Genomic DNA, 14,388 nt, shown 5'->3' with positions numbered 1-14,388 from the left:
TCGCAATCCGCGAAGGTGGCCGTACAGTTGGTGCTGGTGTTGTAGCTAAAATCTTCGCTTAATAGCATTTAGATTTTTGCACACTCTTCATTAGAAGAACTGCATAAGAAAAGGGAAGCTTCGGCTTCCCTTTTATTTTTCCACTTTCCACCACTTTTTTTGCTTTCCCTTAGTATAATCCCCGTTCCTTGTCGTTCTACTTTTGTTACACAACTTTTCTTCGAATGCTCTGCACAAATATATTCCGATTATTTTTCCAACACCACTTGCATACTAAAACGTGATCTGTATAATGCATCGCACTGGCTAACGCCGGTTTGTGAACCAATGAGCACTGAGGAGTAGGTCTTACCTAGTAATGTATACTCAGCTTATGTTCGCGGTTAATAAAAATAGTAAACCTTGTGTTTACTTCAAAAGTTAACTGACAATGCGTCCTAATCTTGGATGCTACGGTTTCACATAAATCAATCGGCATTCTCTCGTTCTTTCGAGCTTGAGTGGCGATATTGTTTGTGTAATTTTTAATAATTGGAGCTCTGTCTCATGCAGAACCAACGTATTCGTATCCGCCTTAAAGCGTTTGATTACAAGCTAATCGATGCTTCAACTGCGGAAATCGTTGAAACAGCAAAACGTACTGGCGCACAGGTTCGTGGTCCTATTCCACTTCCTACTCGTAAAGAGCGTTTCACTGTTCTTACCTCTCCACACGTCAACAAAGATGCACGTGATCAGTACGAAATTCGTACTCACAAGCGTTTGATCGACATCGTTGAGCCAACAGATAAAACTGTTGATGCTCTAATGCGTCTTGATCTTGCAGCTGGCGTTGATGTTCAAATCAGCCTAGGTTAAGGGAGATAAGAATAATGATTGGTCTAGTCGGACGTAAAGTGGGTATGACCCGCGTATTTACTGAAGAAGGCGTTTCTATCCCAGTAACTGTTGTTGAGGTTGAAGCGAACCGTATTTCTCAAGTTAAAACTCTTGAGACAGACGGCTACGCAGCAATCCAAGTAACTACTGGTGCTAAGAAAGCTAACCGTGTAACTAAACCTGAAGCTGGTCACTTCGCGAAAGCGGGTGTTGAAGCAGGTCGCGGTCTTTGGGAATTCCGTTTAGAAAACGGCGAAGAGTTTGAAGTTGGCGCTGAGCTAAACGTAGAACTTTTCAACGAAATTAAAAAAGTAGACGTTACTGGTACATCTAAAGGTAAAGGCTTCCAAGGCGCTATCAAGCGTTGGAACTTCTCTACTCAAGATATGACTCACGGTAACTCTTTGTCTCACCGCGCACCGGGTTCAATTGGCCAATGTCAAACTCCAGGCCGCGTGTTTAAAGGCAAGAAAATGGCAGGTCACATGGGTGCTGAGCGTGTAACGACTCAAAACCTAGAGATCGTACGTGTTGACGCTGAGCGCAATCTACTCCTTATTAAAGGTGCAGTACCAGGCTCAACAGGCGGTAACGTGATCGTAAAACCTGCTGTTAAAGCATAACGTCTAGGAGTAAGTAATGGAATTGATGGTTAAAGGTGCTGATGCACTAACTGTTTCCGAGACTACTTTCGGACGTGACTTTAACGAAGCTCTAGTACACCAAGTAGTTGTTGCGTATGCAGCAGGTGCTCGTCAAGGTACTCGTGCTCAAAAGACTCGTTCTGAAGTATCAGGCGGCGGTGCTAAGCCATGGCGCCAAAAAGGTACTGGCCGTGCACGTGCTGGTACAATTCGTAGCCCAATCTGGCGTACAGGTGGTGTTACTTTTGCTGCGAAACCACAAGATCACAGCCAAAAAGTTAACAAGAAAATGTACCGCGGTGCTATGAAAAGCATTCTTTCTGAGTTGATTCGTCAAGAGCGTCTAATCGTTGTTGATAACTTCTCTGTAGAAGCACCAAAAACAAAAGAACTTGTAGCTAAGCTTAAAGAGCTTGAGCTAAATGACGTTCTGATTGTGACTGGCGAAGTAGATGAAAATCTATTCTTAGCTGCTCGTAACCTATACAAAGTAGATGCACGTGATGTTGCTGGTGTTGATCCAGTATCACTAATCGCTTTCGACAAGGTTCTGATGACTGCTGATGCAGTTAAGCAAGTTGAGGAGATGCTAGCATGATCACTGAAGAGCGTATCTTAAAAGTTCTACGTGCTCCGCACATCTCTGAAAAAGCAACTATGGCAGCTGAGAAAGCGAACACTATCGTTTTCAAAGTAGCTAAAGATGCAACTAAGAAAGAGATCAAAGCAGCTGTAGAAAAGCTATTTGAAGTTGAAGTTAAGTCTGTAAATACTCTTGTATTAAAGGGTAAGACCAAACGTCAAGGTATGCGTGAAGGCCGTCGTTCAGACGTTAAGAAAGCCTACGTTACTTTGAAAGAAGGTCAAGATCTTGACTTCGTTGGCGGCGCGGAATAACAGGAGTAGTAAAAATGGCTATTGTTAAATGTAAGCCGACTTCCCCTGGTCGTCGTCACGTCGTTAAAGTTGTTAACGCTGACCTGCACAAGGGTAAGCCATACGCACCACTTCTAGAGAAAAACTCTAAGAACGGTGGTCGTAACAACAACGGTCGTATTACAGTACGTCACATCGGTGGTGGTCATAAACACCATTACCGTCTGGTTGACTTCAAACGTACTAAAGATGGCATCCCAGCGAAAGTTGAGCGTCTAGAATACGATCCAAACCGTAGTGCTAACATCGCTCTAGTTCTGTACGCAGACGGTGAGCGTCGTTACATCATTGCACCTAAAGGTGTTAACGCAGGCGACCAGATTCAATCTGGCGTAGATGCTGCAATCAAAGCAGGTAACACTCTGCCGATGCGCAACATCCCAGTAGGTTCTACTGTACACTGTGTTGAACTTAAGCCTGGTAAAGGTGCTCAACTAGCTCGTTCGGCTGGTGCTTATGCTCAAATCATCGCTCGCGATGGTGCATACGTAACTATCCGTCTACGTTCTGGTGAAATGCGCAAAGTTCTTTCTGAAGGTCGTGCAACGATCGGTGAAGTTGGTAACTCTGAGCATATGCTACGTGAACTTGGTAAAGCTGGTGCTTCACGCTGGCGCGGCGTACGTCCAACCGTACGTGGTGTAGTAATGAACCCGGTGGATCACCCACATGGTGGTGGTGAAGGCCGCACATCTGGTGGTCGTCACCCAGTTTCTCCTTGGGGCGTTCCTACTAAGGGCTTCAAGACTCGTAAGAACAAGCGCACTGACAAGTACATCGTACGTCGTCGCACTAAATAATTTATAAAGAGGAATCGCCATGCCACGTTCTCTCAAGAAAGGTCCTTTTATTGACCTACACTTGCTGAAGAAGGTAGAGAAAGCGGTGGAAAGCGGAGACAAAAAGCCTATTAAGACTTGGTCCCGTCGCTCAATGATCATCCCAACAATGATTGGTTTGACCATCGCTGTCCATAATGGTCGTCAGCACGTTCCAGTTTTCGTTACCGAAGAAATGATCGGTCACAAACTGGGCGAATTTGCACCAACTCGTACTTATCGCGGTCATGCTGCAGATAAGAAAGCTAAGAAGAAATAAGGAGTAGATGATGGAAGCTTTAGCTAAACATAACTTTGCTCGTATTTCTCCACAGAAAGCTCGCTTAGTTGCAGACCAAATTCGCGGTAAGTCGGTAGACCAGGCTCTAGAAATTCTAACTTTCAGCAACAAAAAAGCTGCTGTACTAGTTAAGAAAGTTCTTGAGTCAGCTATCGCTAACGCGGAACATAACGAAGGTGCAGATATCGACGATCTAAATGTCGCTAAAATCTTCGTAGATGAGGGCCCTATCATGAAGCGTATTATGCCTCGTGCTAAAGGTCGTGCGGATCGTATCTTGAAGCGTTCAAGCCACATCACTATTGTTGTAGCAGATCGCTAAAGACTAGGAGAGTAAGCAATGGGTCAGAAAGTACATCCTAATGGTATTCGTCTTGGCATCGTTAAGCCTTGGAATGCTACATGGTTTGCTAATACCAACGAATTCGCTGACAACCTAGACGGCGACTTCAAGGTACGTCAGTTCCTTACCAAGGAACTACAAAAAGCATCATTATCTCGTATCGTTATCGAGCGTCCAGCGAAGAGCATCCGTGTGACTATTCACACAGCTCGTCCTGGCGTTGTTATCGGTAAGAAAGGTGAAGACGTAGAGAAGCTACGCGCAGCTGTAGCTAAAATCGCAGGTGTACCAGCGCAAATTAACATCGCTGAAGTACGTAAGCCTGAGCTAGATGGTCAGCTTGTAGCTGATAGCATCGCGTCTCAACTAGAGCGTCGTGTTATGTTCCGTCGTGCAATGAAGCGTGCGGTACAAAATGCTATGCGTCTAGGCGCTAAAGGCATCAAAGTACAAGTAGGCGGCCGTCTTGGCGGTGCTGAAATCGCACGTTCAGAGTGGTACCGTGAAGGCCGTGTGCCTCTACACACTCTACGTGCAGACATTGATTACGCAACTTCTTCGGCTCACACCCAATACGGTGTGATCGGCATTAAAGTTTGGATCTTCAAAGGTGAGATTCTAGGCGGTATGCCAGCTGCTAACGCAGTAGAGCCAAAAGGCGATAAGCCTAAGAAGCAGCGTAAAGGCCGTAAGTAAGGAGTCGAACGATGCTACAACCAAAACGTACTAAGTTCCGCAAGGTTATGACTGGTCGTAACCGTGGTCTAGCTAAAGGTACTGAAGTAAGCTTCGGCGAATTCGGTCTTAAAGCTGTTGGCCGTGGTCGTCTGACTGCACGTCAAATCGAAGCGGCACGTCGTGCTATGACACGTCACATTAAGCGTCAAGGTCAAATCTGGATCCGTGTTTTCCCAGACAAACCGATTACTGAAAAGCCTCTTGAAGTTCGTCAAGGTAAAGGTAAAGGTTCAGTTGCGTACTGGGTTGCTCAAATCCAACCAGGCAAAGTTATGTACGAGATGAATGGCGTACCTGAAGAGTTGGCACGTGAAGCGTTCCGCCTAGCGGCACGTAAACTGCCTGTTAAAACTACTTTTGTAACTAAGCAGGTGATGTGATGAAAGCACAAGATCTACGCGAAAAGAACGTTGAAGAGCTTAACGCTGAGCTATTGAATTTGCTACGTGAACAGTTCAACTTGCGCATGCAAGCTGCAACTGGTCAACTACAGCAAACTCATACTCTAAAAGCTGTACGCCGTGACATCGCACGTGTGAAAACTGTTTTGACTGAAAAGGCAGGCGCATAATGAGCGAAACTAACCGCATCCAGCAAGGCCGTGTAGTAAGTGACAAGATGGACAAGTCTATCGTTGTTGCTATTGAGCGTACTGTAAAACACCCGATTTACGGTAAGTTCATCAAACGCACGACTAAAGTACACGCACACGACGAAGACAACACTTGTGGCCTAGGCGACAAAGTTGAAATCGCTGAGTGTCGTCCTCTGTCTAAGACTAAGTCTTGGACATTGGTTAAAGTTCTAGAAAAAGCGAAGATTTAATCTTTGTAATTCTATAACTTATAAGCGGCTCCAAATAATTTTTTGGAGCCGCTTGTTTTTTGTCTACCCAATTTAAAAAAAGGGTGGTACAATTCGCGTCCCTTTTAAAGAGGCAGCCCGACCCGAGAGGGTCTAGTTTTAATATTTAGCGGAGCACTAACAATGATCCAGATGCAAAGTACACTTGACGCAGCAGATAACTCTGGCGCGCGCAAGGTAATGTGTATTAAGGTTCTGGGTGGCTCTCACCGCCGTTATGCACATATCGGTGACGTCATCAAGGTTACAGTGAAGGAAGCGATTCCTCGCGGTAAAGTAAAGAAAGGTGATGTTCTGAAGGCGGTAGTAGTGCGCACCCGTAAAGGCGTTCGTCGCCCAGACGGTTCTGTCATTCGCTTCGACAGTAATGCTTGTGTATTGTTAAATGACACTACTGAGCAACCAGTCGGCACACGTATCTTTGGTCCTGTGACTCGTGAACTTCGTAACGCGAAATTCATGAAGATTGTATCACTTGCACCTGAAGTTCTGTAAGGAGCGGCAACATGGCAGCTAAAATCCGTCGTAATGACGAAGTAATCATTCTTGCTGGTAAAGATAAAGGCAAGAAAGGTAAAGTAACTAAGGTTCTGACAACTGGTAAAGTTGTTGTTGAAGGCATTAATCTTGTTAAAAAACACCAAAAGCCGGTTCCGGCTCTAGGTCAACAAGGTGGCATCGTTGAACAAGAAGCAGCTATTGATGCTTCTAACGTTGCAGTCTTTAACGCGGCTACTGGTAAAGCAGACCGTATCGGTTTCCGTATCGAAGACGGCAAGAAAGTTCGTTTCTTCAAATCTAACGGCGAAACTGTTTCTAACTAATTAGAAGTAATTTGGAGTTCTACTATGGCGAAACTGCATGATTACTACAAGTCGTCTGTAGTCGCTGAGCTTACCAAAGAGTTCAGCTACACAAGCGTCATGCAAGTCCCTAGGATTGAGAAAATCACCCTAAACATGGGCGTTGGTGAAGCAATCAACGATAAGAAACTGCTAGAAAACGCAGCATCTGATATGGCAACGATCTCTGGTCAAAAGCCTCTTATCACGAAAGCGCGTAAATCTGTAGCTGGTTTCAAAATTCGTGAAGGCTACCCAATTGGTTGTAAAGTAACCTTGCGTGGTGAGCGCATGTGGGAATTTTTAGAGCGTTTAATCTCTATCGCACTTCCACGTGTACGTGATTTCCGTGGTGTTAGCGCTAAGTCTTTTGACGGACGCGGTAACTACAGCATGGGCGTTCGCGAGCAAATCATCTTTCCGGAAATCGACTACGATAAAGTCGATCGTGTCCGCGGTCTTGATATTACTATCACGACATCTGCGGGATCCGATGAGGAAGGCCGAGCTCTGCTGGCTGCCTTTAACTTCCCATTCCGTAAGTAAGGGTAGGGTTACTGTTATGGCTAAACAATCAATGAAAGCACGTGAAGCTAAACGTGCAAAACTAGTAGTTAAGTTCGCTGAAAAGCGTTCTGCGCTAAAAGTTATCATTAGCGATGTAAACGCATCTGAAGAAGATCGTTGGAATGCGGTTCTTAAACTGCAATCTCTTCCACGTGATTCAAGTGCATCACGTCAGCGCAACCGTTGCAACCAAACTGGTCGTCCACACGGTTACCTACGTAAATTCGGTCTAAGCCGTATTAAGGTTCGCGAAGCTTGCATGAAAGGCGAGATTCCGGGTCTTCGTAAGGCTAGCTGGTAATTGCCACTTAATCATTTGGAGTAAATCTTATGAGCATGCAAGATCCGATTTCGGATATGCTGACCCGCGTTCGTAACGGTCAGGCAGCAAATAAAGTTGCTGTAAAAATGCCTTCTTCAAAGCTTAAAGTTGCAATTGCTGCATTACTTAAAGCTGAAGGTTACATCGTAGACTTCGCTGTTGACAGCGAAGCAAAACCTGAGCTAGAAGTTACTCTTAAGTACTTCCAAGCTAAACCTGTAATCGAGCAAATCAAGCGCGTATCACGTCCTGGTCTAAGAGTTTATAAAAATAAAGACTCTTTACCTACAGTGATGGGTGGTCTTGGTATTGCAGTTGTTTCTACTTCCAAGGGTCTGATGTCTGACCGTGCTGCTCGTAAAGCAGGTCTTGGCGGTGAAATCATCTGTTACGTAGCTTAAGGAGTAGATTATGTCTCGTGTTGCTAAAGCACCTGTCGCTATTCCAGCTGGCGTAGAGGTGAAACTAAACGGCCAAGAAGTTACTGTAAAAGGTAGCAAAGGTGAGCTTACTCGCGTTCTTAACAGCGCCGTAGTTATTGCACAGGAAGAAAACAACCTAACTTTCGGTCCGAAAGAAGGTGTTACTAACGCATGGGCACAAGCTGGTACAGCTCGCGCTCTAGTTAATAACATGGTTGTGGGTGTTACTGAGGGCTTCACTAAGAAGCTAACTCTTAAGGGTGTTGGTTACCGTGCTGCTATGAAAGGCAACGCTGTAGGTCTAACTCTTGGTTTTTCTCACCCAGTAGAGCACGCTCTACCTGAAGGTATTAAAGCTGAGTGCCCTAGCCAAACTGAGATCGTTATTACTGGTTGCGATAAGCAAGTAGTAGGTCAAGTTGCGGCTGACATTCGTTCTTACCGTGCTCCTGAGCCTTACAAAGGCAAAGGTGTTCGTTACGCAGATGAAAATGTGCGTACTAAAGAAGCTAAGAAGAAGTAAGGTATCACTATGGATAAGAAAGCATCTCGCATCCGTCGTGCTACACGTGCACGTCGTAAGATTGCAGAACTTGGTGCAACTCGCCTGGTAGTACATCGTACTCCTCGCCATGTTTACGCTCAAGTTATCTCGGCAAACGGCTCTGAGGTTATCGCAGCTGCTTCTACTGTAGAAAAAGCGATCCGTGAGCAAGTTAAGAACACTGGTAACGTCGATGCAGCTAAAGCAGTTGGTAAAGCTGTTGCTGAGCGCGCTCTTGAAAAAGGCGTAGCTTCAGTTGCATTTGACCGTTCTGGTTTCCAATACCACGGTCGAGTAGCGGCGCTAGCAGAATCTGCTCGCGAAGCTGGTCTGAAATTCTAAGGTAGGGTTGGAAGATGGCTAAAGAACAACAACAAGCTAATGATTTGCAAGAAAAGCTGATCGCTGTTAACCGTGTATCTAAGACGGTTAAAGGTGGTCGAATCATGAGCTTCACTGCACTAACAGTAGTTGGTGACGGTAATGGTCGCGTAGGTTTCGGTTACGGCAAAGCTCGTGAAGTACCTGCAGCGATTCAAAAAGCAATGGAAAAAGCGCGTCGTAACATGGTTACTGTTGCGCTTAACGAAGGCACTCTTCACCACCCGGTGAAAGGTCGTCATTCGGGCTCTAAAGTTTACATGCAGCCAGCTGCTGAAGGTACAGGTGTTATTGCCGGTGGTGCAATGCGTGCCGTACTTGAAGTTGCAGGCGTACATAACGTTCTTTCTAAAGCATACGGTTCAACGAACCCAATCAACGTTGTTCGCGCAACGATTGGTGCTCTAGTAGACGTTAAGTCACCAGAAATGGTTGCTGCTAAACGTGGTCTAACTGTTGAATCTATTTCGGAGTAAGCACACGATGGCAACTATTAAAGTAACTCAAACTAAAAGCTCAATTGGTCGCCTACCTAAGCACAAAGCGTGTCTTAAAGGTCTAGGTCTTCGTCGCATCAACCATACAGTAGAACTTGAAGATACTCCGTGCGTACGCGGTATGATCAACAAGGTTTACTACATGGTTAAGATTGAGGAGTAATCAGAATGCGTTTGAATACTCTATCACCGGCTGCTGGCTCTAAACCTTCTAAGAAGCGTGTAGGTCGTGGTATCGGTTCTGGCCTTGGTAAAACAGGTGGCCGCGGTCACAAAGGTCAAAAGTCACGTTCTGGCGGCTCTGTTCGTCCAGGTTTTGAAGGCGGTCAAATGCCTCTAAAACAACGTCTACCTAAATTCGGTTTCACTTCTCGTAAGAGCCTAGTGTCTGCTGAAGTTCGTCTAGCTGAGCTAGCGAAAGTAACAGGTGACGTAGTTGATCTTAACAGCCTTAAAGCTGCTAACGTTATCACTAAGAACATCGAGTTTGTTAAGATCGTTCTTTCTGGTGACCTAAGCAAAGCTGTGACTGTTAAAGGTCTACGCGTGACTAAAGGCGCTAAAGCTGCAATCGAAGCTGCAGGCGGTAAAATCGAGGAATAATCTCGAGGAACGAGGTACAGATGGCTAAGAAACCAGGAAAAGATTTTCGTAGTGCTCAGAGCGGCTTAAGTGAACTAAAGTCGCGCTTATTATTCGTAATTGGTGCACTTTTAGTATTCCGAGCCGGCTCTTTTGTGCCGATCCCTGGTATTGACGCAGCTGTACTTGCCGATTTGTTCGATCAGCAAAAAGGTACCATCGTAGAAATGTTTAACATGTTCTCCGGTGGTGCTCTTGAGCGTGCATCTATATTAGCATTGGGTATCATGCCGTACATTTCGGCATCGATCGTAGTCCAATTGCTAACTGTAGTTCATCCAGCGTTAGCGGAACTCAAAAAAGAGGGTGAAGCAGGCCGTCGTAAGATAAGCCAATATACACGCTACGGCACGCTTGTACTTGCAACATTCCAAGCTATTGGTATCGCAACAGGCTTACCAAACATGGTCGACAATCTGGTTGTTATCAACCAAACCATGTTTACGCTTATTGCTACCGTGAGTTTAGTAACTGGTACCATGTTTTTGATGTGGTTAGGTGAACAAATCACTGAGCGAGGAATCGGTAATGGTATTTCCATTCTGATTTTTGCAGGTATTGTTGCTGGATTGCCTTCTGCAATCGGTCAAACAATCGAGCAAGCGCGTCAAGGTGAATTGCATGTGCTTCTTCTGTTGTTTATCGCGGTATTGTCTTTTGCTGTAATTTACTTCGTAGTTTTCATGGAACGTGGTCAACGTCGTATCGTCGTTAACTATGCGAAGCGTCAACAAGGTCGTAAAGTTTTTGCAGCTCAAAGCTCTCACTTGCCTCTTAAGATTAATATGGCAGGTGTTATTCCAGCGATTTTTGCATCAAGTATTATTTTGTTCCCAGGAACATTAGCACAATGGTTTGGTCAAAATGGTGAAAGCAGCGCGTTCGGTTGGTTAACTGACGTGTCATTAGCTCTTAGCCCAGGTCAACCTTTGTATGTAATGCTTTATGCAGCAGCTATAATCTTCTTCTGTTTCTTCTATACAGCGTTGGTGTTTAACCCGCGTGAAACAGCTGATAATTTGAAGAAGTCTGGTGCATTCGTACCCGGTATCCGCCCAGGTGAGCAGACAGCGAAATATATCGATAAAGTGATGACTAGACTAACCCTAGCGGGCGCTCTATACATTACTTTTATATGTCTGATTCCTGAGTTCATGATGGTCGCGTGGAACGTTCGTTTCTACTTCGGCGGCACATCACTACTAATCGTAGTGGTAGTTATCATGGATTTCATGGCACAGGTACAGACTCATCTGATGTCACAACAGTATGATTCTGTGTTAAAGAAAGCGAATCTGAAAGGTTACGGCCGTTAATTCGGTAGTAATTATTTCGATTCCATTTACGGAGTTTAGCAATGAAAGTTCGTGCTTCCGTTAAAAAAATCTGCCGTAACTGTAAAGTTATCAAGCGTAACGGTGTCGTTCGCGTGATTTGCAGTGAGCCAAAGCATAAGCAACGCCAAGGCTAATCAGCAGAAATTTTTACTTGAAATACTAGGTAGAGTCGAGTATATTCCTCGGCCTACCTTTTGCGTGCAAAAGAAGTAGTATGCCGCAGCGTATCCATAACGGGCTTTGCTGCGGATAATTCTTTTATGAACCCCCTTAGGAGTGAATAATGGCCCGTATAGCCGGCATTAACATTCCTGATCATAAGCATTCTGTAATTGCACTTACTGCAATCTACGGTATTGGCAAAACTCGCTCTCAAGCTATTCTAGCTGAAGTGGGTATTGCTGAAGATGCTAAGATCAGTGAACTAACTGAAGAGCAGATCGATCAACTGCGTGATGGTGTAGCTAAATACACTGTAGAAGGTGATCTACGTCGTGAAGTATCGATGAACATCAAGCGTCTTATGGACCTTGGCTGTTACCGCGGTCTTCGTCATCGTCGCAGTCTACCACTACGTGGACAGCGTACTAAAACCAACGCTCGCACCCGTAAGGGTCCGCGCAAGCCGATCAAGAAATAGTCGGATAAGGTAGAGTACAATGGCAAAACAACCAACTCGCGCGCGTAAGCGCGTACGCAAGCAAGTAGCTGATGGCGTAGCGCACATTCATGCTTCTTTCAACAACACAATCGTAACTATCACTGACCGTCAAGGCAACGCTCTTGCATGGGCTACAGCAGGTGGTTCAGGTTTCCGTGGTTCTCGTAAATCTACTCCGTTCGCAGCACAAGTTGCAGCTGAGCGTTGTGGTGAAATGGCTAAAGAATATGGCCTAAAGAACTTGGAAGTTATGGTTAAGGGTCCAGGTCCAGGTCGCGAATCTACTGTTCGTGCACTGAACGCTGCTGGTTTCCGTATCACTAACATTGTTGATGCGACACCAATCCCTCATAACGGTTGTCGTCCACCTAAGAAACGTCGCGTTTAAGTTTCGTTTCTAGGAATATTGGAGAAAGATCATGGCAAGATATTTGGGTCCTAAGCTGAAGCTTAGCCGTCGCGAAGGTACTGACTTATTCCTTAAGTCTGGTGTCCGTGCGATCGATACCAAGTGTAAAATTGATAACGCACCAGGTGTACACGGCGCTCGTCGCGGTCGTCTATCTGAGTATGGCGTTCAGCTTCGTGAGAAGCAAAAAGTTCGTCGTATTTACGGCGTTCTAGAAAAACAATTCCGCAACTACTACAAAGAAGCTGCACGTCTTAAAGGCAACACAGGTGCAAACCTGCTTCAGCTTCTTGAAGGTCGTCTTGATAACGTAGTTTACCGTATGGGCTTTGGCGCTACTCGTGCTGAATCTCGTCAACTAGTTAGCCACAAGTCTATTCTAGTTAACGGTAAAGTTGTAAACGTTCCTTCTTTCAAAGTAGCGGCAAACGACGTTGTTTCTATCCGCGAGAAAGCTAAACAGCAATCTCGTATTAAAGCGGCTCTAGAAGTTGCTGAACAACGTGAAAAGCCAACTTGGATTGAAGTAGATGCTGGCAAAATGGAAGGTACATTCAAGCGTATGCCTGAGCGTTCTGACCTATCAGCTGACATCAATGAACACTTGATCGTCGAACTTTACTCTAAGTAAGGTTAAAAAAAGAGAGGACACAATGCAGGGTTCTGTAACAGAATTTCTTAAGCCGCGTCTTGTTGACATTGAACAGATCAATACGACACACGCGAAAGTAACTCTTGAGCCATTAGAGCGCGGTTTCGGCCATACTCTAGGTAATGCTCTTCGCCGCATTCTTCTATCTTCTATGCCGGGTTGTGCCGTAACAGAAGTTGAAATCGAAGGTGTGCTACACGAATACAGCACTAAAGAAGGCGTTCAGGAAGATATCCTGGAAATCCTTCTAAACCTTAAAGGTTTAGCTGTACGCGTTGCTGAAGGCAAAGATGAAGTGTTTATTACACTGAACAAATCAGGCTCAGGCCCTGTTGTTGCAGGTGACATCACCCACGATGGTGATGTAGAGATCGCTAACCCTGAGCACGTAATTTGTCACCTAACGGATGACAACGCTGAGATCGCTATGCGTATCAAAGTAGAACGTGGTCGTGGTTACGTTCCAGCTTCAGCTCGTATCCATACTGAAGAAGATGAGCGTCCAATCGGTCGTCTACTTGTTGACGCTACTTACAGCCCGGTCGATAAAATCGCCTATGCTGTTGAAGCGGCACGTGTAGAACAACGTACTGACTTAGACAAGCTTGTTATCGATATGGAAACGAACGGTACTCTAGAACCTGAGGAAGCAATCCGTCGTGCAGCTACTATTTTAGCTGAACAACTGGATGCGTTCGTAGATCTTCGTGATGTACGTGTACCTGAGGAGAAGGAAGAGAAGCCAGAATTCGATCCTATCCTACTACGTCCTGTAGACGATCTTGAACTAACAGTTCGCTCTGCTAACTGTTTGAAAGCAGAAGCGATTCACTACATCGGTGATCTTGTACAGCGCACTGAGGTTGAGCTACTTAAAACGCCAAACCTTGGTAAGAAATCTCTTACAGAGATTAAAGATGTGCTTGCTTCACGTGGTCTTTCTCTAGGCATGCGCCTAGAAAACTGGCCACCAGCGTCAATCGCTGAAGATTAATCGAAAAGTTAGAAGGATTAGGTCATGCGCCATCGTAAAAGTGGTCGTCAACTCAACCGCAACAGCAGTCATCGCAAAGCGATGTTCAGCAACATGGCTAGCTCTCTTGTTCGTCACGAAGTTATTAAAACTACCGTGCCTAAAGCAAAAGAACTACGTCGCGTAATTGAGCCATTGATTACCCTAGCTAAGACAGACAGTGTTGCTAACCGTCGTCTTGCATTTGCTCGCACTCGTGATAACGAAGTTGTGGCAAAACTATTTAATGAACTAGGCCCGCGTTTCGCGGCTCGCCAAGGTGGTTACACTCGCATTCTTAAATGTGGTTTCCGTACTGGTGATAAAGCTCCAATGGCTTACATTGAGCTTGTAGACCGCCCAGCTGCTGAAGAAGCTGCTGAGTAATCTATACTAGATTCTTAATACAAAAGCCGAGCATTAGCTCGGCTTTTTTGTATCTGTAGAATTAGGAGACCGACATAAGAATTGCACCACGATATTTGGCACTTTTCTTTACCTTCTCTGCTCCATTTCTCAATAATATCTCGTATCTCGTATCTCGTATCTCGTATCTCGTATCTCGTATCTCGTATCT

28 protein-coding genes are annotated in these 14,388 nt (G+C 45.2%); all 28 read left to right on the top strand.

Going from position 1 to position 14,388, the window contains the following annotated elements; all coding sequences use genetic code 11:
- The first annotated feature begins 546 nt into the window (after positions 1-546).
- The 28 genes from rpsJ (at position 547) to rplQ (ending at position 14,198) form a co-directional block, all read left to right on the top strand.
- Positions 547-858 (top strand): 30S ribosomal protein S10, encoded by a 312-nt coding sequence (gene rpsJ / locus ACED25_RS21610; protein WP_004736761.1) that lies wholly within the window; start codon positions 547-549, stop codon positions 856-858.
- 14 nt (positions 859-872) lie between these two features.
- A complete protein-coding gene (gene rplC, locus ACED25_RS21605) occupies positions 873-1,502 on the top strand; it encodes a 50S ribosomal protein L3 (RefSeq protein WP_004736763.1) in 630 nt (209 codons plus the stop codon).
- Positions 1,503-1,518: 16 nt separating this feature from the next.
- Positions 1,519-2,121, top strand: coding sequence for a 50S ribosomal protein L4 (rplD, locus tag ACED25_RS21600; protein ID WP_004736764.1), 603 nt, complete (start codon positions 1,519-1,521; stop codon positions 2,119-2,121).
- Positions 2,118-2,420: a 50S ribosomal protein L23 gene (gene rplW / locus ACED25_RS21595; RefSeq protein ID WP_004736765.1), complete on the top strand. Its 303-nt coding sequence runs from the start codon at positions 2,118-2,120 to the stop codon at positions 2,418-2,420. Before rplD ends, rplW begins: the two co-directional genes overlap by 4 nt.
- A 14-nt stretch (positions 2,421-2,434) precedes the next feature.
- Complete coding sequence (gene rplB / locus ACED25_RS21590) at positions 2,435-3,259, top strand: 50S ribosomal protein L2 (RefSeq protein ID WP_012604912.1); 825 nt, start codon at positions 2,435-2,437, stop codon at positions 3,257-3,259.
- Between the two features lie 19 nt (positions 3,260-3,278).
- Complete coding sequence (gene rpsS, locus ACED25_RS21585) at positions 3,279-3,557, top strand: 30S ribosomal protein S19 (RefSeq protein ID WP_004736729.1); 279 nt, start codon at positions 3,279-3,281, stop codon at positions 3,555-3,557.
- Positions 3,558-3,567: 10 nt separating this feature from the next.
- On the top strand, positions 3,568-3,900 hold the full coding sequence (gene rplV / locus ACED25_RS21580; protein ID WP_004736732.1) for a 50S ribosomal protein L22: 333 nt from the start codon (positions 3,568-3,570) through the stop codon (positions 3,898-3,900).
- Between the two features lie 18 nt (positions 3,901-3,918).
- Positions 3,919-4,617, top strand: a complete 699-nt coding sequence (gene rpsC, locus ACED25_RS21575; RefSeq protein ID WP_004736734.1) for a 30S ribosomal protein S3 — start codon at positions 3,919-3,921, stop codon at positions 4,615-4,617.
- 11 nt (positions 4,618-4,628) lie between these two features.
- Positions 4,629-5,039, top strand: coding sequence for a 50S ribosomal protein L16 (rplP, locus tag ACED25_RS21570; RefSeq protein ID WP_004736736.1), 411 nt, complete (start codon positions 4,629-4,631; stop codon positions 5,037-5,039).
- Positions 5,039-5,230 (top strand): 50S ribosomal protein L29, encoded by a 192-nt coding sequence (gene rpmC, locus ACED25_RS21565; protein WP_004736737.1) that lies wholly within the window; start codon positions 5,039-5,041, stop codon positions 5,228-5,230. The genes rplP and rpmC overlap by 1 nt, the downstream gene beginning before the upstream one ends.
- Positions 5,230-5,484 carry a 30S ribosomal protein S17 gene (rpsQ, locus tag ACED25_RS21560; RefSeq protein WP_004736739.1) on the top strand — a complete coding sequence of 85 codons (255 nt, stop codon included), beginning with the start codon at positions 5,230-5,232 and terminating at the stop codon, positions 5,482-5,484. Before rpmC ends, rpsQ begins: the two co-directional genes overlap by 1 nt.
- 162 nt (positions 5,485-5,646) lie before the next feature.
- Positions 5,647-6,018, top strand: a complete 372-nt coding sequence (gene rplN, locus ACED25_RS21555) for a 50S ribosomal protein L14 (protein ID WP_004736740.1) — start codon at positions 5,647-5,649, stop codon at positions 6,016-6,018.
- Between the two features lie 11 nt (positions 6,019-6,029).
- A complete protein-coding gene (gene rplX, locus ACED25_RS21550) occupies positions 6,030-6,347 on the top strand; it encodes a 50S ribosomal protein L24 (protein ID WP_004736742.1) in 318 nt (105 codons plus the stop codon).
- Positions 6,348-6,371: 24 nt separating this feature from the next.
- On the top strand, positions 6,372-6,911 hold the full coding sequence (gene rplE / locus ACED25_RS21545; protein ID WP_004736744.1) for a 50S ribosomal protein L5: 540 nt from the start codon (positions 6,372-6,374) through the stop codon (positions 6,909-6,911).
- A 16-nt stretch (positions 6,912-6,927) separates the two neighbouring features.
- Positions 6,928-7,233 carry a 30S ribosomal protein S14 gene (gene rpsN, locus ACED25_RS21540; protein WP_004736747.1) on the top strand — a complete coding sequence of 102 codons (306 nt, stop codon included), beginning with the start codon at positions 6,928-6,930 and terminating at the stop codon, positions 7,231-7,233.
- A gap of 29 nt (positions 7,234-7,262) precedes the next feature.
- On the top strand, positions 7,263-7,655 hold the full coding sequence (gene rpsH / locus ACED25_RS21535; protein WP_009847785.1) for a 30S ribosomal protein S8: 393 nt from the start codon (positions 7,263-7,265) through the stop codon (positions 7,653-7,655).
- 10 nt (positions 7,656-7,665) lie between these two features.
- Complete coding sequence (rplF, locus tag ACED25_RS21530; RefSeq protein WP_009847784.1) at positions 7,666-8,199, top strand: 50S ribosomal protein L6; 534 nt, start codon at positions 7,666-7,668, stop codon at positions 8,197-8,199.
- Between the two features lie 9 nt (positions 8,200-8,208).
- Positions 8,209-8,562, top strand: coding sequence for a 50S ribosomal protein L18 (gene rplR, locus ACED25_RS21525; RefSeq protein WP_009847783.1), 354 nt, complete (start codon positions 8,209-8,211; stop codon positions 8,560-8,562).
- 14 nt (positions 8,563-8,576) lie between these two features.
- Complete coding sequence (gene rpsE, locus ACED25_RS21520) at positions 8,577-9,077, top strand: 30S ribosomal protein S5 (RefSeq protein WP_004736754.1); 501 nt, start codon at positions 8,577-8,579, stop codon at positions 9,075-9,077.
- A 7-nt stretch (positions 9,078-9,084) separates the two neighbouring features.
- Complete coding sequence (gene rpmD / locus ACED25_RS21515; RefSeq protein WP_004736756.1) at positions 9,085-9,261, top strand: 50S ribosomal protein L30; 177 nt, start codon at positions 9,085-9,087, stop codon at positions 9,259-9,261.
- Between the two features lie 5 nt (positions 9,262-9,266).
- Positions 9,267-9,701 carry a 50S ribosomal protein L15 gene (gene rplO / locus ACED25_RS21510; RefSeq protein ID WP_004736758.1) on the top strand — a complete coding sequence of 145 codons (435 nt, stop codon included), beginning with the start codon at positions 9,267-9,269 and terminating at the stop codon, positions 9,699-9,701.
- 20 nt (positions 9,702-9,721) lie between these two features.
- Positions 9,722-11,056: a preprotein translocase subunit SecY gene (gene secY, locus ACED25_RS21505; protein ID WP_004736759.1), complete on the top strand. Its 1,335-nt coding sequence runs from the start codon at positions 9,722-9,724 to the stop codon at positions 11,054-11,056.
- A 41-nt stretch (positions 11,057-11,097) separates the two neighbouring features.
- Positions 11,098-11,211 carry a 50S ribosomal protein L36 gene (gene rpmJ / locus ACED25_RS21500; protein WP_000868186.1) on the top strand — a complete coding sequence of 38 codons (114 nt, stop codon included), beginning with the start codon at positions 11,098-11,100 and terminating at the stop codon, positions 11,209-11,211.
- A gap of 149 nt (positions 11,212-11,360) precedes the next feature.
- Positions 11,361-11,717, top strand: a complete 357-nt coding sequence (gene rpsM, locus ACED25_RS21495) for a 30S ribosomal protein S13 (protein WP_004738779.1) — start codon at positions 11,361-11,363, stop codon at positions 11,715-11,717.
- A gap of 19 nt (positions 11,718-11,736) precedes the next feature.
- Positions 11,737-12,126 (top strand): 30S ribosomal protein S11, encoded by a 390-nt coding sequence (gene rpsK, locus ACED25_RS21490; protein WP_004738778.1) that lies wholly within the window; start codon positions 11,737-11,739, stop codon positions 12,124-12,126.
- A 31-nt stretch (positions 12,127-12,157) separates the two neighbouring features.
- Complete coding sequence (rpsD, locus tag ACED25_RS21485) at positions 12,158-12,778, top strand: 30S ribosomal protein S4 (protein ID WP_004738777.1); 621 nt, start codon at positions 12,158-12,160, stop codon at positions 12,776-12,778.
- A gap of 22 nt (positions 12,779-12,800) precedes the next feature.
- Positions 12,801-13,793, top strand: coding sequence for a DNA-directed RNA polymerase subunit alpha (gene rpoA, locus ACED25_RS21480; RefSeq protein WP_004729813.1), 993 nt, complete (start codon positions 12,801-12,803; stop codon positions 13,791-13,793).
- 24 nt (positions 13,794-13,817) lie between these two features.
- Entirely contained in the window at positions 13,818-14,198 is a 381-nt protein-coding gene (rplQ, locus tag ACED25_RS21475; protein WP_004729812.1) for a 50S ribosomal protein L17, read from the top strand.
- Positions 14,199-14,388 lie beyond the last annotated feature (190 nt).

Source organism: Vibrio sp. 1F263 (assembly GCF_041439035.1).
GTDB lineage: Bacteria > Pseudomonadota > Gammaproteobacteria > Enterobacterales > Vibrionaceae > Vibrio > Vibrio tasmaniensis_A.
This window is presented reverse-complemented; position numbering and strand designations above follow the sequence as displayed.